The following is a 20,422-nucleotide window of genomic DNA, read 5'->3' on the forward strand; positions in this document are numbered from 1 at the left end:
ATCTTTATCTGTCCCTTTGATCCCTTTGGTAAAGATCGGTTCATCTACACGTTTGAAAATCTATGCAGAGAAGATACGTCTCTTTTGCTGCGGGACGGCGCGCAGAAGATTTTCCTCAACACAAAGGGCACAGCGGGTGACGTCAGTAACGCACTCAAGGCATTTCTCTCGTATGTGGACGGCGTACTGAGCGGCGACGCGCTCGTACAGGAAATTGAAGATGAGATTCGAAAAGTGAAAACGGAAGAAGGAGAGAGGGTGGAGTATATGACATTTGCTATGAAGATGAGAGACGAGTGGAAGGCCGGTATGTCCGAAGGGCGTATGGAGGGGCGGAAAGAAGGACGCAAGGAAGGCATAAAGGAAGGGCGAAAGGAAGGACGCAAAGAGGGCATAAAGGAAGGGCGCAAGGAAGGCATAAAGGAAGGTGTACAACAAGATCGGGCGGCAAGTCTTCGCTCTCTTATTACAAAACTAAAACTTTCTGCTGAGCAGGCAATGGATCTTCTTGAAGTCCCAACTGATGAGCGTCCGATCTATCGGGAACTCCTCGAAGGAGTACGCTGACTGATCTGCGTTCCAAAAATCAACGACAACGAAAACAGCCCCGCTGTATTGATGCGATTTTTCGCAGAGACAGCGGGGCTGTTTTCCTGTATTTATTTTATTGCGTTCGTTGATTTCATCAGCGATCCTTCATAATGCAGCGTCGCAAAATAATCGTCCAGCGTCTGTGCGCGGCGGATGAGCTCGACAGTGCCGTCCTCGCGCAGGAGGAGTTCGGCGCAGTGGAGCTTGCCGTTGTAGTTGAACCCCATCGCGCTGCCGTGCGCCCCCGTGTCGTGAATGACGATGATGTCGCCGATGCCGATCTGTGGCAACGCACGGTCTATGGCGAATTTATCATTGTTCTCGCAGAGCGAGCCGGTGACATCATAGACATGATCCGCGGGCGCGTGCTCCTTGCCGAGAACGGTGATGTGATGATACGCACCGTAGAGCGCGGGGCGCATGAGATTCGCCATGCAGGAGTCGAGCCCGACGTAGTGCTTGTAGGTGTCCTTCTTATGCAGAACCATCGAGACGAGCCAGCCCGCATCCCCCGTGATCGCGCGCCCGCTCTCCGTGCGGATGGCGACATCCCCAAGTCCCGCGGGACACATGATTTCGTTATAAAGCCGCTCAATGCCCGCACCGACCGCCGCGAAGTCCACGGGATCTTCCTCCGGACGGTACGGGATGCCGAAGCCGCCGCCGAGGTTGACGAACTCGACGTGAATACCGAGTTTTTCCTTCAGCTCCACGGCGAGCTCGAACATGATGCGCGCCGTGAGGAGGAACGCCTCCGTGCGCAGCTCGGCGGAGATGACCATCGTGTGCAGTCCGAACCGCCGCACGCCCATCTCGCGCGCCCGCGCATAGCCCTCAAGCATCTGCGTGTGGGTCAGTCCGTATTTTGCCTCAACGGGTTTCCCGATAATATCGTTGCCCTCGATCGTGTCCCCCGGATTGTAGCGGAACGAAAGCACCTCGGGCAGTCCCGCGTGCTTCGCCATATAATCAAGGTGCGTGATGTCGTCGAGATTGATCACGGCGCCGAGTGCGATCGCCTTTTGGAACTCGTCGAACGGCGTATCGTTCGACGTGAGCATGATCTCCTCGCCAACAACGCCCGCCACTTCCGAGATAAGGAGCTCGGCGATGCTGCTGCAGTCCGTCCCCGCGCCCTCCTCGTGCAGAATCTCGACAATGCGCGGATTCGGCAGTGCCTTCACCGCGAAATGCTCACGAAAGCCGGGTGCCCACGCGAACGCATCGCACAGGCGGCGGCAGTTCGCGCGGATCTTCTCCTCGTCGTAGATGTGAAACGGCGTCGGGAATTTTTTAATGAGTTCTATGGTCTGTTCGCGCTCGAGCGGAAAGTTCTTTTCGTTCATATTATCCTCCCCCATGTGAATGTGCCCCATTATAGCAACGCGGGCGAAGGGTGTCAAATTGTATACCTTGACGAACGGCGCGCCCTCCCCTATAATGAGGGCTATCTTTTTATATGATAATGAGAACTGTCAAAGGAGGGTTCCGCATGAAGTTCGGAGGAAAGGTGCAGCGCCTTGCGGCGGTATTCGCCTGCACGGCACTGCTCGGCACAGCTCTTGCAGGCTGCGGAGATAACGGGGCGTCGTCGGATGAGATCAAGATCGGCGCGAATTTTGAAATGACGGGCAACACGGCGAACTACGGCATCTCGACGCTCGAGGGGCTAAAGCTCGCGATTAAGGAAGCGAACGATGCGGGCGGCGTCAATGGGAAGAAGATCGTCCTCATCGAGGCGGACAACAAGTCCGAGGCGGCGGAGTCCGTGAATGCGGCGACGAAGCTCATCTCCGACGATCATGTCCGCGCGATTGTGGGTCCCGCAACGACGGCAAACGTCATCGCAGAGTCGCAGGTCGCCTCGGACAACAAGGTTCCCGTCATCGCGCCAGACGCGACGGCGGTTGACGTAACGGTCGAGAACGGCACGGTGAAGCCGTGGATTTTCCGCAGCTGCTTCATCGACCCCCAGCAGGGCGACGTCATGGCGAAGTTCGCACTCGACACGCTGAAGGCAAAGACGGCGGTTATCTACCTCGACAATTCGACGGACTACTCCAAGAGTCTCGCACAGGTCTTTGAAAAGGTCTTTACAGCGGGCGGCGGGCAGGTCGTCATGACTGAGGCGTTCCTCGCAAAGGATCAGGATTTCAAGGCGACGCTGACGCGTCTGCGCGGCGCGAATGCCGACGTCATCTTCGTCCCCGCGTACTACGAGGAGGTCGGCAAGATCGTCAAGCAGGCGCGCGAAATCGGCATCTCCGCCCCCATCATCGGCACGGACGGCTGGGACGATGCAAAGGTCGCGGAGCTCGCGGGCGCGGCGGCACTGAACGTCACGTATTTCAGCACGCATTACTCGGATAAGGACGAGTCGGTACGCCCCTTCATCGACGCCTATCAGAAAGAGTATGGACATGCACCGAACGTCTTTGCCGCGCTCGGCTACGATGCGGGCAAACTCCTCGTCGACGCGCTGAAGCGCGCGGGTTCGGACGATCCCGAGGCGCTCCGCAAGGCAATCGAGGAGACGAAGAATCTCACGGTCGGCACCGGCACGATCACGATGGATGCCGAGCACAACCCGATCAAGCAGGCGGTCATCCTCGAGAACAAGGACGGCGACCGCACGGTCGTGGCGAAGATTATGCCGAGCATGTGATTCGTCGGTACGAATAGGGTCAAAGAGCCGCAAATGCGCGGCTCTTTTTCATCAATAACACAGCCCACAGGAGGCGGTTCTATGGAGTTCATGCAGCAGATTCTCCAGCAATTGATTAACGGAGTATCCCTCGGCAGCATCTACGCGCTCATCGCGCTCGGCTATACGATGATCTACGGCATCATCAAGCTCATCAACTTCGCGCACGGCGACATCTACATGGTCGGCGCGTACCTCGGATTCTATGCCATCACGCTCGGCATCCCCGTCGTGCCCGCGATCCTCATCTCCATGGCGGTGACCTCCCTGCTCGGTATCGCGGTCGAGCGGTTCGCGTACCGCCCGCTCCGCCACGCGCCGCGCATCTCGGTGCTCATCACGGCGATCGGCGTGTCGTTCCTCCTTGAGTACGTCATGATGGCGCTCGTCTCGCCGACGCCGCGCACGTTCCCCGCAACGATCAGCGACATCTCGTGGACATTCGAAGGGCTCGTCATCAGCGGGCAGCAGCTCCTCATCATGGGCGTGACCTTTGTCCTTATGATCATCCTGACCTACATCGTGCGCGCGACGAAGATCGGCAAGGCGATGCGCGCCGCGTCCTACGACACCGAAGCGGCACAGCTCATGGGCATCAACGCCGACCGCATCATCTCCATCACGTTCGCCATCGGCTCGGCGCTCGCGGCGGTCGCGGGCGTCCTCATCGGCATCTACTACAACTCCATCGACCCGCTGATGGGGCTCATGCCGGGCATTAAGGCGTTCGTCGCGGCGGTCTTCGGCGGCATCGGCATCCTGCCGGGCGCGGTCGTCGGCGGCATCGTCCTCGGCATCGTGGAGGCGTTCATCTCGGGATTCGGCTTCTCGATGTTCCGCGACGCGGCGGCATTTGCGATCCTCATCCTCGTGCTGCTCCTGAGGCCCGCGGGCATTTTCGGCAAAAATATCAAGGAAAAGGTCTAAGGAGGTGCGCATATGAAAATCCTGCAAAACGGCGACCTCAAAATGCTCCTCTTCGCCCTCGCTATTTACGGCGTCATCATGGGGCTGACGGGCGCGGGCGTGCTCAGCGCGTTCTGGCAGCTCAACCTCATCTTTGCTGGGCTGAATATCATGCTCGCGGCGAGCCTGAACCTCATCAACGGCTATACGGGGCAGTTCTCGCTCGGACACGCGGGGTTCATGGCGATCGGCGCGTACGTCGGCGTCATCCTGACGACGAATTTTCACCTCCCCTTCATCGCCGCGCTCCTCGCGGGCGGCGCGGCGGCAGGACTGCTCGGCGCGCTCATCGGACTGCCGACCCTGCGCCTGCGCGGCGACTACCTCGCCATCGCGACCCTCGGGCTCGGCGAGATCGTCCGCATCTTCATCATCAACGTGCCGTATGTCGGCGGCGCGGCGGGCTTTAAGGGCATCCCCCACCTGACGAACTTCACATGGGTGTTCTTCATCATGCTCGCCACGCTCTTCATCATCAAAAATTTTGTCAATTCCCGCCACGGGCGTGCCTGTCTCGCCATCCGCGAGAACGAGATCGCCGCCGAAGCGATGGGCATCAATACGACGCGGTACAAGGTGCTCGCCTTTACCATTGGCGCGGCACTGGCGGGCGTCGCGGGCGTACTCTTCGGACACAATATGTATATCCTCAGCCCCGCATCTTTTACGTTCATGCAGTCGTTCAACATCCTCATCATGGTCGTCATGGGCGGGCTCGGCTCGATGACCGGCTCGATCGCGGGCGCGCTCGTCGTGACGTTCCTCTCGGCGGCGCTCGCGAGCTTCCCGAACGCACGGATGATCGTCTACGCGCTCGCGCTCATCCTCATGATGTTCTACCGCCCGCAGGGGCTCTTCGGCTACGTTGAGGTCACGACGATGCGTCCGCTCAACCGTTTCTTCCGGAAAGGGGGTAAGGCATGATGGCACAGAATCTGCTCAAGGCGACGGACGTCTCCATGGTATTCGGCGGACTGTCCGCCGTCTCCGACCTGAACCTCCACATCCGTGAGGGCGAGCTGCTCGGGCTCATCGGACCGAACGGCGCGGGCAAGACCACGGCGTTCAACCTCTTCACGGGCGTCTACCGCCCCACGACGGGCGAGATCACCCTGCGCGGCAAGAGCATCGTGGGGCTTGCGCCGTACGAAATCACGGCACGCGGCATCGCGCGCACGTTCCAGAACATCCGGCTCTTCGGCGAGCTCTCCGTCCTCGACAATGTAAAAATCGCGTACCACAGTCACATGAACTACGGTCTCCTCGAAGCGATGCTGCGCGTCGGACGCTATCGCGCCGAGGAGGAAAAGCTCGAAGAGGAAGCGATGCGTCTCCTTGAGATCTTCCGGCTCGCGGACAGCGCGGCGGAAAAGGCAAAGAACCTCCCCTACGGCGCGCAGCGGCGGCTTGAGATCGCGCGCGCGCTTGCCGCACAGCCCGCGCTCCTGCTCCTCGACGAGCCGGCGGCGGGCATGAACCCGCAGGAAACGCAGGAGCTCATGGAGATGATCCGCTGGGTGCGGCGCGCATTCGGCATCACGATCCTCCTCATCGAGCACGACATGTCGCTCGTCATGGGCATCTGCGAACGCATCTATGTGCTTGAGTACGGCACGGTCATCGCGGCCGGCACGCCCGCGGAGATTCGATCGAATCCCGAGGTCATCCGCGCATATCTCGGGGCGGAGGAATAATCATGACAAACGAACAAAAAGCAACTGCGCCCATGCTCAGCGTCACCGATCTCCACGTCTACTACGGCGCGATCCACGCGCTCAAGGGACTGTCCCTGACGGTGAATCAGGGGGAGATCGTCACCCTCATCGGCGCGAACGGTGCGGGCAAATCCACGACACTGCGCACCATCTCGGGGCTGATCGTGCCGCGCGGCGGCGACATCACATTCGAGGGCAGCTCCATCGCGGGGCACAAGGCGCATGAGATCGTCCGCCGCGGCATCTCGCAGGTGCCCGAGGGACGGCGCGTCTTCGCCGACATGACCGTCATGGAGAACCTCGAGCTCGGCGCGTTCACGCGCAGCGACGCGGACGGCATCGCCGCCGACATGGAGACGGTTTTCGGCAGGTTCCCGCGCCTGAAGGAACGCCGCACGCAGCTCGCGGGCACGCTCTCGGGTGGCGAACAGCAGATGCTCGCGATGGGGCGCGCCCTCATGAGCCGCCCGCGCCTGCTCCTGCTCGACGAGCCGTCGATGGGGCTTGCGCCTCTCCTGATCAAGGAGATTTTCTCCATCATCGTCGACATCAACGCCGCGGGGACAACCATCCTCCTCGTAGAGCAGAACGCGAACATGGCGCTCTCCATCGCGCACCGCGCCTACGTCCTCGAAACGGGGCGCATCACCCTCGCGGGCGACGCAAAAGAACTCGCCGCGAGCGAGGACGTCCGCAAAGCGTATTTGGGCGGATAATGCGCCGCATTTTCAATTAATAAAGAAGGAAAAGCCGCCGTAAACCTCGAATATTAGAAAAAAAGACGTTACCATACGCATGGGTAAGGAGGGCGTTTATGTTTGTTGAAAACTGTATGACGAAGAATCCCGTGACCATCGCACCGGACGCGGGGCTCGGCGAAGCTGCAAAAGTCATGGAGAAGGGCGGATTCCGCCGTCTGCCCGTCGTGGAGCACGGCCGGCTCGTCGGGTTCTTCACGAACCGCGATCTCCTGCGCGCCTCCCCGTCGGCGGCAACGACGCTCGACCGGTTCGAGGAGCGCACCCTGCTCTCAAAGATCAAGGTCGCGGACGTCATGCAGAAGAGCGTCATCACGGTCACGGACAGCATGACCATCGAGGAGGCGGCACTCGTCATGTCGCGCGAAAAGATCGGCGGTATGCCCGTACTCTCGTCCGCGGGCAAGCTCGTCGGCATCATCTCCTCCACGGACATCTTCAAGGCGTTCATCGCCGTCATGGGACTCGATACCGGCAAGGCGCGCCTGACGATCCACGTTGCCGACCGCAAGGGCGTCCTGCGCGACATTTCGACCATCCTCGCCGAGATGGACATCAGCATCGACAGCATGGTCACGATGCCGCAGCCGGACGGCACCTACGAGATCATCATCCGCGCCGACATCCCGAACGTCGACACCGTGAAAGAGCGGCTTTTCGCCAAGGGATTCCGCGTGACGAACGTGACACAGTTGGGATGAGCTTTATTCTTGAAACGATACCCGGGATTGCCGACGGCACTCCCGGATTTTTATTTGATGGAGCAACCTTGCCCTTGGATAGAGATGCATCGGTTTTTACAAGAATGAAAATTACTTTTCCTGCGCCGCATCCTAATAAAACGAATAACGGTTTATATTCACCACCCTCCGATAACCTTTCCATCCGGTCCGATGAGAATCACGAGTGCCGTTGGGAAATCTGAAAGCAGCGGACGGCTCTTCTCAGGGCCGAGCACAAAGATCGCCGTAGACAGCATATCTGAGAGTATGCCGGCATGTCCTTCCCATGCCGGACTGTCAATCGAGAGCGGCAGAATCACCGTCACAGAGGCAAGCCCCGTATCCGCCGGATAGCCCGTGCGAGGATCAATCAGATGGTGGAAGCGCTTCCCCTCGTACATGAAATAGCGCTCATCGTCCCCCGATGCCGAGAGAACCTCGTCCGAAAGCGGCATCACGAGCAGCATATCCACAGACGACGTGCCGCGTGGATTGCGAATTCCTACCTGCCACGGCTCCCCCTCGGAATTCGTCCCAATTCCGAGCATCGAGCTTGCCCCAAGATCTGCGAGTGCTCCCTTCAGGTGCGCCCCATCCCAGTGCTCCAAGATCTCATCAAGCGCATATCCCTTGATCAGCCCTCCGCGGTCGATTTGCATCCCCGGTTTCATCAGGCGCCCCTCATAGATCGGCACGCCATCCATATTTCCCTCACGCAATTCGAGATACTGATAGCCCACATGTGCACGCGCCTCCCTGATCTCTGCCTCCGTCGGCGGCTCTCCGCGCGTACGTGCCTCCGACCACAACGTAGTGAGTGTCCCCATGGTCACATCAAACGCGCCGTCCGACCGCCGTGAAATCGCCTGCGCAAGGGAAAGCATCTCATAAAGCTCCGCGGGAATCTTCGTCCACTCCCCTGATCCTGCGGCGGCTTCCATCTCAAGTATCGCAGTGCGATCCGGATTCGTATCCATATCCGAAAGCAGGTCATATGCCTCTTCCACCGCCATGCGCGCCGCTTTCTCCGTACCGCGCGCCTGAATACGTGCCACCGTCCCAAGCACGAGATGCGTATCCTCCGCCGTTGTCTCTTTCGAATCCTTTTCCGTCAGGCACCCCGTGAACAAAATACTTGCCGCAGCCATGAGCACTGCGGCGCAAAATACCCGCTTGGCAGGAATCCCGCAATGTGCGGCGAATCTAAAAAGCATGTGACGTTCCTTTCATAATCATCGTGCGGCCATTTACAAATTTTTAGTGCAAAAGGAGGAGGCGATCCATGCCGCAGCGTACCAGACTTTATGAAGTACTCCGCTTCGTCCTCGTCGGCGGTGCGTGTTTTCTCCTCGACTACGGACTCCTCTACGTTCTCACGGCGCATCTGGGTGTCTACTACCTCGTCTCCGCCGGGATCTCCTTCACCGTCTCCGTCTTTCTCAACTATTGGCTGTGCCTCGTCTGCGTCTTTCGCGGCGCAGCTGCGCAGACACACCGCGCAAAGATGCTCTTTTTCGGCTCGAGTATCGCGGGGCTCGGACTGAATCAGCTGCTCATGTGGTCTCTTGTCGATCTCCTGCACATCCATTATATGATTGCAAAACTCATAGCGGCGGGTATTGTCATGCTGTGGAATTACGTCCTCAAACGCCGCGCCGTCCTCGGTAAAACCTAAAATACCCATGCAGTCGTTCCGGCAATACGGGAACCCGCATATCGGAATACATTTTTTTCAGAGCGTTTTCCCTTACCGCATTGTAACAGTTCCCCCGACCTCTATGCAAGTTTTTCACGAAATACGACTATTCCCGCTCTAAATACGCGTAATTTCTCATGTTTTCAATAGATTTTTTCATGTATATAAAAGTTTTTTTCAAATATTTAAGCGTCTCTGCAATAACGAATATCTTTATTACTGCGTATTTTACACACAAAAGTATCGCATCCACCTACACGTTGTCACTCACCTTTCCTCTAAATAGGCGGTATTATCTATCATAACAGAATATATCAATAAAACGACATAAACGGAATATTGTATAATAGATAAAATTGTCTTGCTATTTCTCATGATTTGCGTTACACTAATGGCAAAGAAAGGGACGTCTCATTGATGCAGGTGCGTGAGCGTTTTAACGTATACCTGCTAAAGGAAGTGAATATCATGTTTTTAGAGGAACGCCAAGAGCTCATCGTCCGTATGGTGGAACGTGACGGAAAGGTCAAGGTCAAAGAGCTCAGTGCAAAGTTTAAAGTCACCGAGGACTGTATCCGCAAAGATCTGGGTTCGCTGGAGCGGCAAGGGCGTCTGAAACGTACATACGGCGGCGCCGTTAAGCTGACGCAGAGCGTCCACATGATCGAAGTGAGCCGTCACCGCCACATGGATGTGGACGCAAAACGCCGCATCGCACAGGCGGCAGTCTCACTCATCCAGGACAAGGACATGGTCTTCCTCGACATATCGACGAGTAACCTCGCGCTTGCAGAACTTCTTATGAAGAGCGACCGCGATCTCACCGTCGTGACGAATATGGTCGACGTGCTCGGCGTGCTCGCACGCAACCCGCGCATCGATCTCATCTTCGCCGGAGGACAGATCAACCGCGGACGTGACGGATTCTGGGGCGGTATGACCCAGGAGTTCATCAAGCGTCTGAAACCCGACATCGCCTTTGTCGGCGCCGTCGGCGTCGATGTCAAGGCCAACAGCGTCTCCACCTACGACATTGACGACGGACTGAACAAGGCCGCGATTATCGCGCACAGCAAACGTGCCTATGTCGTCGCCGAGGCGCGCAAGCTTTCGACGGACGGCAACTACGACTTCACAAGCCTCGACGCGCTCGCCGGTCTCATCACCGATACCGAGCCGTCGCCCGATATTCGCGCTGCCGCCGCTGAGCTCGGCGTGGACATCGTTCTTCCCTAGATTTTCCTTTGCTCTATAAACAAAGCCGCTTCCCGGTCGGGAGGCGGCTTTGTTGTGTGTTATTCATAAAATATCCCGGTTGGGGTGGGATAATAACGCAAAAGGAGGAACAGGGATGATCGATTGGAAAGCGCCGCTCAGGGAATGCCGCATCTGCCCGCGCGCCTGCGGCATCGACCGCACGGCGGGAAAGCGCGGGTTCTGCGGGGCGGGCGCCCTCGTACGCGTTGCCCGTACGATGCTCCACCGCTGGGAGGAGCCGTGTCTTATCGGCGCGCACGGTGCAGGCGCCGTATTCTTCTCCCACTGCACACTGCGCTGTGTATACTGTCAAAATCACGAAATCAGCCGCGGTGAGCGCGGCGACCTCCTCAGTGTGGAGGAACTTGCCGCACGTTTCCTCACACTTGAATCGCAGGGTGCGGCGACGCTCGATCTCGTTACCCCGACCCACTACACGCCGCAGATCCTCGCGGCGCTTGAACTCGCCCGTACCGCAGGATTCTCCCGTCCGGTGGTCTGGAATACGAGCGGCTATGAGACTGTAGAGACGATTTCACTCCTCAAGGGGCATGTCGACATTTACCTCCCCGATCTCAAATACGATACCGAGGAGAGCGCCCGCCGCTTCTCCACCGCACCGGGCTATGCCGCCGCCGCATACGCCGCCCTCTCTGCCATGGTCGCCCAGGTCGGTGCCGTTCGATTTGCGCCAGACGGGCGTCTGCTCTCCGGCGTGCTCGTCCGCCATCTCGTTCTCCCGGGACACCGCCGTGAGAGCATCGCCATCGTGTGCCGCCTATGGGAGACTTTCGGCGACACGATCCAGCTCAGCCTCATGCGTCAGTATACGCCGACCTACCGAGCCACAGAGTTCCCGCCGCTTCACCGAAAACTCACGACATTCGAATACGAGTCCGTCGTCGACGCGGCGCGCGATCTCGGCATGACGCGCGTCTATGTGCAGGATGCCGCCGCCTCCTCTGCGCATTATATACCGGACTTCTAACGAACATTCGCTCATAAACCTGCCCAACGGAAAAGCCGCCCGCCGGTGTTTGATATATCAGCGCACGGCAAGCGGCTCTTTTGATGCAGTTTTACGGTCTCGTTATCAGCCCTCTTCAACCTCGATCAGGGCGTATTTCCCATCGTTGCGGCTGTAGACCACGTTAACCTCGTTCGTCTCCGCATTGCGGAATACAAAGAAATGATGATTGAGCAGATTCATCTGCATGATGGCTTCCTGCACGTCCATCGGCTGGAGTGCAAAGCTCTTGCGCTTGACGACCGGATAGATGTCGTCCTCCTCGGGGACGGGTGCCGCAAACGTCTCCACCGCCTCCGCCTTGAACCCGCCGTGACGGAACCTGCGCTCGAGCTTCGTCTTTTGCTTTCGAATCTGGCGCTCGAGCTTCTCAATGACAAGATCGATCGAGCTGTACATATCCTCCGAATGCTCCTCACCGCGCAGCAGGACGCCGCGGACGATGGGAGCAGTCACTTCTACCTTGTGATGTTTCCCCTCAACGGAGAGCAGGACCGAAATCTCGCCCACGTTTTCGAAATACTTCGTGATCTTGCCGACGCGCTTTTCCACATAGTCGCGCAGTGCGGGCGTAACCTCGACATTTTTTCCCCGAATCGTGAATGCAGCCATGAAACACAGCCCCTTTCTATCCACAGGGAGCGTTCTTCTTTACACCGCCCCCCTTATACTTTATTAGTTCGACACGGATGCGAAATCCCCTGCCAAGTTCTCTAAATTCTGATTGTTTCGTAATTCATTGAGATGCTATATTTATGCAAATGAAAAAGCCCGCTGTGTAAGCCGGGCTTTTCGAAAAGATGCTGTTATTCTTTTTTGACGACGTTGTCCGCCTGCGGACCGCGCGCCCCCTCGACGATGTCGAACTCAACTTCCTGTCCCTCGCTGAGTGTTTTGTACCCTTCTCCTTGAATGGAGGAAAAATGGACAAATACATCGTCGCCGTCATCGCGAGAGATGAATCCATACCCTTTGTCCGCGCTGAACCATTTCACTTTTCCTGTCATAGCATCGGCGCTCCTTTCCTTGATCAAACTTGCCTATGCGATAGGTTTACCCTGATGCGGCACATAAGCTAACCTTTATTATAAGATTCACTTAAGCCGCTGTCAATGGCATATCTGAAAGGAAAAGAAAAACGATTATTCGTACAGTTTAAGTACGGTCAAAGTAGCCGAAATCATGGCAAAAGATCAGTGAAATATCGTTCCATGCGCGCCCACCGGTCACGCTCGAGTTCTTCGCGTCGTGCAAAGAGGTCACGGTATGCAGCGATATAAGACTCCACATGTTGTGTGATGAGACGATGCGCCGCAACATAGCGATATGCATTCTCCGCCAAGCGGATGCGTAGGTCATCGTTCGTGACGAGCAGAGTCAGCTTCTCCACGAAGTCCCGCACATCCCCATAGATCAGCCCCGTCTCTCCGTCACACAGTGTCCGCGCGTACACCGTGGGCGAGGCGAGCGCCGCTGCACCGTGTCCCGCAGCCTCAATGAACTTCAAATCCGATTTTGTACGATTGAACGCCGTATCGCCGAGCGGGAGGAGGGCGATGTCGGCGCGATGCAGTGCCGCCGTATAGTCCGCGTAAGAGGCAACGGGGTCGCCGTCTTTTTCTCCCCATATGAACTCTTTCCGTGGTGTTCGCAGTTCATCATAGAAGGCTCGATCCCCCGTCACAAGGAAGGAAAGTCGTTCCCCATGGGCGCGAATCACCTCATTCAGCGCACCCATGAGCAGCGCCCAATCCGCCCCGCGGTTTAGTGCACCAAAGAATACCGTCACATGATCAGCAGCGCGCACATAGCTCCGCTGCGCCGGCAGCGCCGCAAGCTGATTCTCCAGTAAGAGGACATGTGGATTAAACTCACGCAGGATGTCTGCAAGCGGCGGCGTCGACGTCTGTATGGCGGAGACGGCGCGGAACGAAAAATAATTCGTCTCCTCGAGTTCCCGCACCACCGACGGATGATCGTCCATCTCATGCAGGAGGACATTCCCGCGTGCCGTCGACAGCGCGAAGAGTTCCGCCTGCCCCGACGTATTGAGATACACCTGCCGCTGAATTAGGATGAGGCTGTTTTCTTCCTTCCCCAGCGTGATAATGGGCAGGCGGTCACCGGTCCCCCCGGTACAGCCATGCAGAGTGACCGCCCCTACGGCCTGCATTGCCTGAAGCGGTGTATCGAGGCGCACATGTGCACAGACATCAATCCGATTGAGCAGGACAACGGGAATGGGAGGATCGCATAGATTATCCCGTCCCACAGTGCCGGAATGTGCTCCGCCGCCGGGGGTTATGCTTTGAGCAGGCGGAGTAATAAAAAATCCGTGTGCTTCATCTCCGACGCCATGCGAATCGCTCGGTCGTTATCCCCCATATCGTGCAGGAGCACCGCCATGTTCTTAATGGTCTCGTCACAGCCGGGATCCAGACGCAGCGATTCCGTCAATAAAATCCGTGCGCTCTCATAGTCGCCCTCAACATATGCGGCGCCCGCGAACGCATTCAGCGTGCATACCTTGTCCCGCGGGCGGATGTTCTCGCCGAGGATTTTGGCGGCTGTCTGTGCGGCGCTCCCTGCAAGAGCTTTCTCGGACGGCACGGCGACTGATTTCGATGCGGGAACGGCGACGTCCTTTGTGGGCGGTACGGCTACGCCCTTCGGCGCGGGAACTGCCGGTTTCTTGACCGCCGACGGGGCGGGGACGCCGACGGGAGCGGACACGAGTCCAAAGAATGCGGCGAGGTGGGGATAATTCTCTCGCACCTCGGCGGGGCTCAGCCGCGCCTCGAGTCCCGCATAACGGTCGATCTCCGCGCGCTGCGCGTCGCTCAGTGCGTTCCCATGGGACGCGAGCAGATTTTCATAGATTTTGAAAGCGTCCTGCGTACGCTTTTCCTTGAGACAAATGCGTCCAAGGAGAATGCGGACGTCCATGTTCGCGGGATCGCGTGTCAGCGTCGTCGTCACCCAGTCCGCCGCGCGCGCCGTATCGCCCGTCTCAAAATAGGCGCGTGCAATATCGCCGAAGCATTCCTCGGGCGCCGTCCCCGCCCCCGCCATATCCGCGAATGCATTGACCGCGTCGGCATACGCCTTCTTCTCCATATAGCCGCGGATGCGTGCCGCATTGCTGTCCTGTGTCATAGTCGTTGTTCCTTTCCCTTTCCGCTTTCTCGCTTCTTTGTGGCGCTGCTGTTTTTGCCGCGCTCGCTCGGCATGATTTTTCTTACGCTTCTTCATTGAGATACCGCTCCCATATCATCCTGTATGCCTCCTCCATATCCCGTACATACTGTGCGCCGTCCATCAGGGGAGAGGCGCGCATCATCCGCCGCACCGCACCGTGGAGTGCCGCGAGGAGTTCGCCGTCCCGCGCGAGCAGCGCCGCCCGTTCGACATAGGCGTCCGCCGTATCCGCAACGAGTTCACCGAGTCCCGCATTGTACAGGATGCTCGTGCCGAACCGCGCACCGTGGCGCGTCCCTGCGCGCGTAACAACGGGCAGTCCCATCAGGAGGGCTTCGCATGTCGTTCCGCCGCCCTGATAGGGATATGTGTCGAGAATGATGTCGACATCGAGATAGTCCCTCAAATAATCACGCGTGCCGGAGCGCACGTCGATCCGCCGTAGGTCGATGTCGGCACGTGCAGCGCGAGCACGCATCAGCTCCGGCGCCGCCGCGTCGGCATTCACATTCTTGAGCACGAGCCGCGCCTCCGGCACCGCGTGCAGAATCTCCGCCCACAGGCGGAGCGTGTCGTCCGTAATTTTGGAGAAATTGTTAAAACTCCCAAAGACGACGGGCATATGCGGTCTGCGCACGATATTTTCGTACGGGGCAAACCGCTCCGGCGGCGTGAAGCAGAGGTGCGTATGCGGCAGCCGAAGGATCTTTTCGAAAAAAAGTTCCTCCATCCCCGGCGGGTCGCAGACGGGATCGCCGAGCACATAGTCGATCGCGGGCACGCCCGTCGTATCGAAATAGCCGATGCCCGTGATCTGCACGGGCGCGGGCTTATACGCCGCGATGCGCAGGGTTCGCCCGCCCGCCGTATGACCCGCGAGGTCAAAGAGGATGTCGATCTCATCCGCATGAATCGCCGCCGCAGCCGCAGTCTCCGGCATCCCCGCAAGATTGCGGTATCCGTCCACCATGCCCGCAATCCAGTCCGTCACATCGTCGTCCGCACCTCCGGCGCTGTAGATGCGTACGTCAAAGCCCGTCCGGTCATATCCCGAAAAGAGCGGGACGGCGAAGTTCAGCACCACATGCTCGGAAAGCGAGGGCGAGAGATAGCCGATGCGGATTTTCGCCCGCCGCCGCTTTTCATGAGAGAACTGCGGCACATCACCAAAGATGCGTCCCCACGCGCCGTGTTCCTCCCGCAGGAATGCATCGGAGACATCCGCCGCATAGTGGAGTGTCATCAGATAATTGCTGAGGAGCTCGACGCGCACAGCGTGCGGCGCGCCCTCAATGTTCCAAGAGGCGCGCAGATGCGGCAGCGCAGCATCGAGTTCCCCCAGCATATGAAGCAAATGCCCTTCCATCGCATGATACTGCCACCGACGCGATTCCGGGAACAGATGCGCCTCGTTCATCCGCCGTAGGCGCGCGTGCGCCGCCGCAAAACGCTGCGCCGCGAGATCTTTTTGCACGCGGGAAAAAGCGGCGTCAAACTTCTCCATGCGCTGCTCGGTACCGCGCCCAGATGTCACGATAGCATCCCTCCATTTCGCGGATATAGCCGACCTGATCCATCACGGGAGAGTTCTTCATCCGATCCCGCAGCTCCCTATGCAGGGCATCGAGGAGATCAACATTCTCTGCGAGCATCACAGCTGTCTCCACATAATCCGAAAGGGTCTCCGAGGCAAGATCGCTAAGTCCAATATTGGCGAGTAGACTATAGGTGAAGCGTGTACTGTGCCGCTCTGTATAATAGGAGACGACCGGGACGCCCATATAGAGCGCATCGCACGTCGTCCCGCCGCCCGGCCACGGGAACGTATCGAGCGCGATGTCCACATCGAGATACCGCAGCATATAGTCCCGCGTCGCCCGCTCGAACTGCACGCGGCTCATATCGAGCCCGACCCGCTTCATCCGCTCGTGCGCCGCTCTTACCACGCCTTTCTTCTCATAGGCGGAATTTTTAAGCAGCAGCCGCGCCGTCGGCAGCCGGCGCAGAATCTCTGCCCACACACGGAGCATCTCATCGGTCATCTTTAGATATTGATTGAACGAAGCGAATTGAACGTATCCGCGCCGCCGAGCAGGTGCTCCCTCGGACACCGGGAGCTGTGTATATCCATTATAGCAGAATTGACTCGTCAGGCGCAGTAATTTTTCAACAAAATATGCGTCGCCGACACTCCCCGGTGGATCGCAGTACCGATCCGTGACAAAGTAGTCGACGGCGGAAAGCCCCGTCGTCGCCATATAACCGAGTCCCGAGAGCTGCACGGGTGCAGGCTTCCACGCAAGTGCAGGCAGGCCGCTGCGCGCCGTATGTCCCGCGAGATCAAAGAGGATATCCACCTCATCCGCATAGATCCGAGCGGCGATCTTCTCCGGCGCATTCGCCTGCTTTGAAACATCTCGCCATGCGGTGACAAGTGTCTTGAAGAACTCCGTATACTGATCCGTCCTGCCAAGACTATAGCAATAGACCTCAAAATCGTCGCGGTCAAATCCCGCGAGAAACGGCCAGATGAAATACTGCATGACGTGCTCGCGGAAATCACCCGAGATATATCCGATGCGAATTTTATCCTTTTTTCGCCGTCCCTCGTGCGTATAAGGGCGAACATCCGCGAACAGCCGCTCGTACGCCAAACTGCGCCGATAGACCTCCGCCGGAGATACGTCGACGGCATTCGCCATCAAAAGAGCCCCGGAGTGATAGGAGCGGCGCATCAGCGGATCAGAGACACACGAAGCATATTTCATGGCATACTGCATAGCGACAGCAGCGCCGAGGACAGTCTGCGCATGAGCCGCACAGACTTTGATCAGAGTTTCATACACCTCGGGCGTCGCCGGCAGCCGCCCTTCCTCAATCGCGGCAATCCCCTCCCGGGCGCGCCGCACCGTGTCCGCCGCAGATCCCTCGGCAGATACCCCCGATACGGACAAATAGAGACGCGCGCCTTCTCTTTCCCGTTCAATGCCTTCTGCGGAAAGCGCCCATCTTCCCGCGCGCTCCCGCTGATTCAAAAAATAATACGCCCATGCAATCGACATGCGCTGCGCCGGCAGAAGCGCCCCGCAGCCGTCGAGAATATGCCCCTCTCGCAGTACCCGCGTCCAGTCCTTTGCCGCCTCCGCACGCGCAAGCGCCGCCGTATGTTCCTCCGCGCACATCGATTCCTCCACGCCGAAGAGCACACGGTCATAGGCGCGCTCCATCGTAAACATATAAGCGGAGGCCTCGGAAACCGGACTGTCGAGCAAATTCCACCGCAGCGTTTCGTGCAAATACGAGAGCCGCTCCACATCGTGCAGCAGCGACGCGGCACACGCCGCTAGTTCTGCGGTGTCCGGCGCAATCTCCAGCCCAAGCCCCGCCGCACGGAGAATACCGGCGGCATACCTTCCAACAAAGGCATCCGCCGTAAGGATCGGCACGGAATATTCCACGGTGCGGCAAATTTTCATAGGATCGGCATTGACACCAATCGCAATGTCAAGCTCCTCATCGGCGACCTCATCTACGAGAATCAGCTCCGCGGTATCCGTGCCTATCTCTGAAATGTGCGCAACATCCGCATCTGTCAGCACGCTACCGATCGACACCGGCAAAATCAGCCGTACGCGGGGAATGCGCGCGAGCAGTGCGCAGAGGAGCGTGACGATCTCTTCCCGCCGCCCCTCATCCGCCCTGCCGATCAAGCCGATCAACGGTGTAGTGCCGTCGAGCAGCGGCGTGCGATATGCATACGAATCCCGCCGCTCAATCGGCGTATAGCATAGCGGTACAAAATCTGTCTCTCCATCCACAGGGGGCAGTGTCTCCGCCCCCTCCGCAGGGCATTGCTCTGCGAGTGAGAGGAGCCGGCGTGCGGGATACCGGACAAAAACATCTCGAATGAAGGCAGACGATGCATCAAAAGAAAGGTCAACCAGCAGGTCGATCTCATCCCGCCGTATAACCTCTGCCGCCTCCTGCGCCGTACATGCACCGAGTGTACGAAATGCCGCCGCCGACTCTGCAAACAGCGCCGTATCGCCCCCCGTCCCCGTATGATAGGCATAGACCTCAAAACGCAGCGGATTCGCCGCCGCAAAAAACGCAGGCAGAAAATCCCGTTCTGCGCCGCCGCCAAAAGAATCGGAAAGATACCCGACGCGTATTTTCTTCTCCGTGTCACGCCGATGCCCGACAGATGCTCCACGATGCTTCTTCGCCCTTTTCTTCATCATATGGTCCTTTCCGATCCCACTGCTGCAAAACGCCGATAGGCGTCCTCCAAAGCGCGCATATATCCCTTTTGATCCATCAGGGGCGAGCGCTCCATCATCCCGCGCAGACCTCTATGCAGGTCGTCAAGCGTATCGAGATCGCCCGCAAGTGCGGCGGCGAGAGCGATATAGTCCTCCGTGCCCATTGCCGCAAGCTCTGCGAGCCCGATGTGCGAGAGGAACGCACAGCCAAAGCGCGTACTGCGCCGCGCCGCATAGCGCGTCACCATAGGGACACCCATATAGAGTGCATCGCAGGTCGTCCCCCCGCCCGGCCACGGGAACGTATCGAGTGCGATGTCAACATCGAGATAACGGCGCATATAGCCCGTATCCGCAGGCTCGAGGAGGACGCGCTCGAGGTCAAACCCGAGCCGCCGCAGCCGCTCTTCTGCCGCCGCCCGCATCTCTCCGGCAAAGAACACCTGCGATTTGAGCAGAAGCCGCGACGCCGGCACGCGATCCATGATCTCCCGCCAGACGGAAAGCATCTCGTCCGTAAACTTCCGATACTGATTGAACACGCCGAACACGATGTATCCGCGCCGCCGCGCGGGCGTTCCCTCCGACGCTGGCAAATGCGCGGGCGGCACATAGCAGAACTGACTCGGCAGGCGCACAAGCTCCTCGGTAAAATAGCGCTCATGCCCCGCGCCCGGCGGATCGCAGACGGCATCCGTCAGGAACGCATCCACTGCGCGCACCCCCGACGTCGCCGTATACCCTAATCTGCACCGGTGCAGGGCGTCGGGCAAGCACGGGCAGAGCGCCGCCTGCCGCATGTCCCGCGAGATCGACCAGCACATCGATCTCATCCGCACGAATGTGCGCCGCTATCTCCGCCGCAGGCGCATCTCCGACATCCCGCCATACGTCCGCATAGGAGCGCAGCGCCTCCGTCACATCATCCGGCTCCGTCGCCGTACTATATACATAGACCTTGAACTCCGTGCGGTCATATGTCGTGAGGAGCGGCTGAATAAAGTTCTGCATGACATTCCGGCGAAAATCCGGCGAAATGTAGCCGATGCGGATCTTCTCGTGCCGATACGGCACAGGAAATGTGTACCGCGGCACATCCGCAAAGAGCCTACCGTATTCGCAATGCGCCGCATACAGTTCCGCCTCATCGATCTCCCGGGCATTCTGTGCGAGCAGGAACGAGCTGTATAGTCCCGCATTCCCCGGTTCTTCTCTGTAGGCATCATAACAAAATTCCGCCGCCTGCGGATCCCCGATCCGATACGCAACCGCCGCACGCAGACGCATGTATTCACGGCGCATCTCCGTACGTCCCGCCGCGAGATAGTCCACCGTTTCCCGCATCGCACGCGGCAGGTCGCCCATACGCTCCGCCGCATAGGTATGAAGATAGCGGATCATATCGTCTGCCGTACCTGCCCGAATCGCGTGCTCAGCAATCCTGCGCGCCTCGGCATAACGCTCCGATGAAAGCGCATCAAATACGCGATCTCTCAACGCCGCATCCGTCCTACTCATTCTATCGT

The 20,422-nt window shown here is 58.5% G+C and carries 20 protein-coding genes; 10 read left to right on the top strand and 10 right to left on the bottom strand.

Going from position 1 to position 20,422, the window contains the following annotated elements:
* The coding region (locus K341_RS12715) for a hypothetical protein (RefSeq protein WP_037349445.1) at nt 1-567 on the top strand (567 nt) is incomplete at its 5' end.
* Nucleotides 568-659: 92 nt separating this feature from the next.
* Here the strand turns inward: K341_RS12715 and K341_RS0104510 are convergent.
* Nucleotides 660-1,937 carry a diaminopimelate decarboxylase family protein gene (locus K341_RS0104510; RefSeq protein ID WP_026761995.1) on the bottom strand — a complete coding sequence of 426 codons (1,278 nt, stop codon included), beginning with the start codon at nt 1,935-1,937 and terminating at the stop codon, nt 660-662.
* A gap of 146 nt (nt 1,938-2,083) precedes the next feature.
* Between K341_RS0104510 and K341_RS0104515 the strand changes: the two genes are divergently transcribed.
* The 6 genes from K341_RS0104515 to K341_RS0104540 all read left to right on the top strand — a co-directional run bounded on the left by K341_RS0104515 (nt 2,084) and on the right by K341_RS0104540 (nt 7,435).
* Nucleotides 2,084-3,256 (top strand): ABC transporter substrate-binding protein, encoded by a 1,173-nt coding sequence (locus K341_RS0104515; RefSeq protein ID WP_026761996.1) that lies wholly within the window; start codon nt 2,084-2,086, stop codon nt 3,254-3,256.
* Between the two features lie 81 nt (nt 3,257-3,337).
* The gene (locus K341_RS0104520; protein ID WP_026761997.1) at nt 3,338-4,222 is read left to right on the top strand and encodes a branched-chain amino acid ABC transporter permease; all 885 of its coding nucleotides are present in this window, start codon (nt 3,338-3,340) and stop codon (nt 4,220-4,222) included.
* 12 nt (nt 4,223-4,234) lie between these two features.
* Nucleotides 4,235-5,185 (top strand): branched-chain amino acid ABC transporter permease, encoded by a 951-nt coding sequence (locus K341_RS0104525; protein ID WP_026761998.1) that lies wholly within the window; start codon nt 4,235-4,237, stop codon nt 5,183-5,185.
* Nucleotides 5,185-5,955, top strand: coding sequence for an ABC transporter ATP-binding protein (locus K341_RS0104530; protein ID WP_026761999.1), 771 nt, complete (start codon nt 5,185-5,187; stop codon nt 5,953-5,955). The genes K341_RS0104525 and K341_RS0104530 overlap by 1 nt, the downstream gene beginning before the upstream one ends.
* Nucleotides 5,956-5,957: 2 nt before the next feature.
* Nucleotides 5,958-6,692, top strand: a complete 735-nt coding sequence (locus tag K341_RS0104535; protein WP_026762000.1) for an ABC transporter ATP-binding protein — start codon at nt 5,958-5,960, stop codon at nt 6,690-6,692.
* Between the two features lie 98 nt (nt 6,693-6,790).
* The gene (locus K341_RS0104540) at nt 6,791-7,435 is read left to right on the top strand and encodes a CBS domain-containing protein (RefSeq protein WP_026762001.1); all 645 of its coding nucleotides are present in this window, start codon (nt 6,791-6,793) and stop codon (nt 7,433-7,435) included.
* A 158-nt stretch (nt 7,436-7,593) separates the two neighbouring features.
* Here the strand turns inward: K341_RS0104540 and K341_RS0104545 are convergent, their stop codons facing one another.
* The gene (locus K341_RS0104545) at nt 7,594-8,670 is read right to left on the bottom strand and encodes an FAD:protein FMN transferase (protein WP_026762002.1); all 1,077 of its coding nucleotides are present in this window, start codon (nt 8,668-8,670) and stop codon (nt 7,594-7,596) included.
* A gap of 68 nt (nt 8,671-8,738) precedes the next feature.
* Between K341_RS0104545 and K341_RS0104550 the strand changes: the two genes are divergently transcribed.
* The 3 genes from K341_RS0104550 (at nt 8,739) to K341_RS11615 (ending at nt 11,397) form a co-directional block, all read left to right on the top strand.
* Nucleotides 8,739-9,131 (top strand): GtrA family protein, encoded by a 393-nt coding sequence (locus tag K341_RS0104550; RefSeq protein ID WP_009658558.1) that lies wholly within the window; start codon nt 8,739-8,741, stop codon nt 9,129-9,131.
* Between the two features lie 489 nt (nt 9,132-9,620).
* Nucleotides 9,621-10,388 (top strand): DeoR/GlpR family DNA-binding transcription regulator, encoded by a 768-nt coding sequence (locus K341_RS0104555; RefSeq protein ID WP_026762003.1) that lies wholly within the window; start codon nt 9,621-9,623, stop codon nt 10,386-10,388.
* 115 nt (nt 10,389-10,503) lie between these two features.
* Nucleotides 10,504-11,397 carry a radical SAM protein gene (locus K341_RS11615; protein WP_037349446.1) on the top strand — a complete coding sequence of 298 codons (894 nt, stop codon included), beginning with the start codon at nt 10,504-10,506 and terminating at the stop codon, nt 11,395-11,397.
* Between the two features lie 105 nt (nt 11,398-11,502).
* Here the strand turns inward: K341_RS11615 and hpf are convergent, their stop codons facing one another.
* From hpf to K341_RS12905, 8 genes are all read right to left on the bottom strand, one after another.
* Entirely contained in the window at nt 11,503-12,048 is a 546-nt protein-coding gene (hpf, locus tag K341_RS0104575; RefSeq protein WP_009350302.1) for a ribosome hibernation-promoting factor, HPF/YfiA family, read from the bottom strand.
* 194 nt (nt 12,049-12,242) lie between these two features.
* Nucleotides 12,243-12,443, bottom strand: coding sequence for a cold shock domain-containing protein (locus tag K341_RS0104580; RefSeq protein WP_009350303.1), 201 nt, complete (start codon nt 12,441-12,443; stop codon nt 12,243-12,245).
* 173 nt (nt 12,444-12,616) lie between these two features.
* Nucleotides 12,617-13,708: a glycosyltransferase family protein gene (locus K341_RS0104585; protein WP_026762006.1), complete on the bottom strand. Its 1,092-nt coding sequence runs from the start codon at nt 13,706-13,708 to the stop codon at nt 12,617-12,619.
* Between the two features lie 29 nt (nt 13,709-13,737).
* A complete protein-coding gene (locus K341_RS0104590; RefSeq protein WP_026762007.1) occupies nt 13,738-14,688 on the bottom strand; it encodes a tetratricopeptide repeat protein in 951 nt (316 codons plus the stop codon).
* Complete coding sequence (locus K341_RS0104595; protein WP_026762008.1) at nt 14,675-16,168, bottom strand: O-linked N-acetylglucosamine transferase, SPINDLY family protein; 1,494 nt, start codon at nt 16,166-16,168, stop codon at nt 14,675-14,677. Before K341_RS0104595 ends, K341_RS0104590 begins: the two co-directional genes overlap by 14 nt.
* Nucleotides 16,125-18,875, bottom strand: coding sequence for an O-linked N-acetylglucosamine transferase family protein (locus K341_RS0104600; RefSeq protein ID WP_026762009.1), 2,751 nt, complete (start codon nt 18,873-18,875; stop codon nt 16,125-16,127). The genes K341_RS0104595 and K341_RS0104600 overlap by 44 nt, the downstream gene beginning before the upstream one ends.
* Nucleotides 18,872-19,609 carry an O-linked N-acetylglucosamine transferase family protein gene (locus K341_RS12900; RefSeq protein WP_248676869.1) on the bottom strand — a complete coding sequence of 246 codons (738 nt, stop codon included), beginning with the start codon at nt 19,607-19,609 and terminating at the stop codon, nt 18,872-18,874. Before K341_RS12900 ends, K341_RS0104600 begins: the two co-directional genes overlap by 4 nt.
* On the bottom strand, nt 19,557-20,414 hold the full coding sequence (locus K341_RS12905; protein ID WP_248676870.1) for an O-linked N-acetylglucosamine transferase family protein: 858 nt from the start codon (nt 20,412-20,414) through the stop codon (nt 19,557-19,559). Before K341_RS12905 ends, K341_RS12900 begins: the two co-directional genes overlap by 53 nt.
* Nucleotides 20,415-20,422 lie beyond the last annotated feature (8 nt).

The organism is Centipeda artemidis DSM 19719 (assembly GCF_000426665.1).
Taxonomy (GTDB): Bacteria; Bacillota; Negativicutes; order Selenomonadales; family Selenomonadaceae; genus Centipeda; species Centipeda artemidis.

Excerpts from the sequence above, each read along its gene's own strand:
- K341_RS0104545 (WP_026762002.1), bottom strand. The coding sequence starts at position 8,670 with ATGCTTTTTAGATTCGCCGCACATTGCGGGATTCCTGCCAAGCGGGTA.
- K341_RS0104540 (WP_026762001.1), top strand. The coding sequence starts at position 6,791 with ATGTTTGTTGAAAACTGTATGACGAAGAATCCCGTGACCATCGCACCG.
- K341_RS0104580 (WP_009350303.1), bottom strand. The coding sequence starts at position 12,443 with ATGACAGGAAAAGTGAAATGGTTCAGCGCGGACAAAGGGTATGGATTC.
- K341_RS12905 (WP_248676870.1), bottom strand. The coding sequence starts at position 20,414 with ATGAGTAGGACGGATGCGGCGTTGAGAGATCGCGTATTTGATGCGCTT.
- hpf (WP_009350302.1), bottom strand. The coding sequence starts at position 12,048 with ATGGCTGCATTCACGATTCGGGGAAAAAATGTCGAGGTTACGCCCGCA.
- K341_RS0104535 (WP_026762000.1), top strand. The coding sequence starts at position 5,958 with ATGACAAACGAACAAAAAGCAACTGCGCCCATGCTCAGCGTCACCGAT.
- K341_RS11615 (WP_037349446.1), top strand. The coding sequence starts at position 10,504 with ATGATCGATTGGAAAGCGCCGCTCAGGGAATGCCGCATCTGCCCGCGC.
- K341_RS0104525 (WP_026761998.1), top strand. The coding sequence starts at position 4,235 with ATGAAAATCCTGCAAAACGGCGACCTCAAAATGCTCCTCTTCGCCCTC.
- K341_RS0104510 (WP_026761995.1), bottom strand. The coding sequence starts at position 1,937 with ATGAACGAAAAGAACTTTCCGCTCGAGCGCGAACAGACCATAGAACTC.
- K341_RS0104530 (WP_026761999.1), top strand. The coding sequence starts at position 5,185 with ATGGCACAGAATCTGCTCAAGGCGACGGACGTCTCCATGGTATTCGGC.
- K341_RS0104520 (WP_026761997.1), top strand. The coding sequence starts at position 3,338 with ATGGAGTTCATGCAGCAGATTCTCCAGCAATTGATTAACGGAGTATCC.
- K341_RS0104600 (WP_026762009.1), bottom strand. The coding sequence starts at position 18,875 with ATGATGAAGAAAAGGGCGAAGAAGCATCGTGGAGCATCTGTCGGGCAT.
- K341_RS0104550 (WP_009658558.1), top strand. The coding sequence starts at position 8,739 with ATGCCGCAGCGTACCAGACTTTATGAAGTACTCCGCTTCGTCCTCGTC.
- K341_RS0104555 (WP_026762003.1), top strand. The coding sequence starts at position 9,621 with ATGTTTTTAGAGGAACGCCAAGAGCTCATCGTCCGTATGGTGGAACGT.
- K341_RS0104515 (WP_026761996.1), top strand. The coding sequence starts at position 2,084 with ATGAAGTTCGGAGGAAAGGTGCAGCGCCTTGCGGCGGTATTCGCCTGC.
- K341_RS0104590 (WP_026762007.1), bottom strand. The coding sequence starts at position 14,688 with ATGAAGAAGCGTAAGAAAAATCATGCCGAGCGAGCGCGGCAAAAACAG.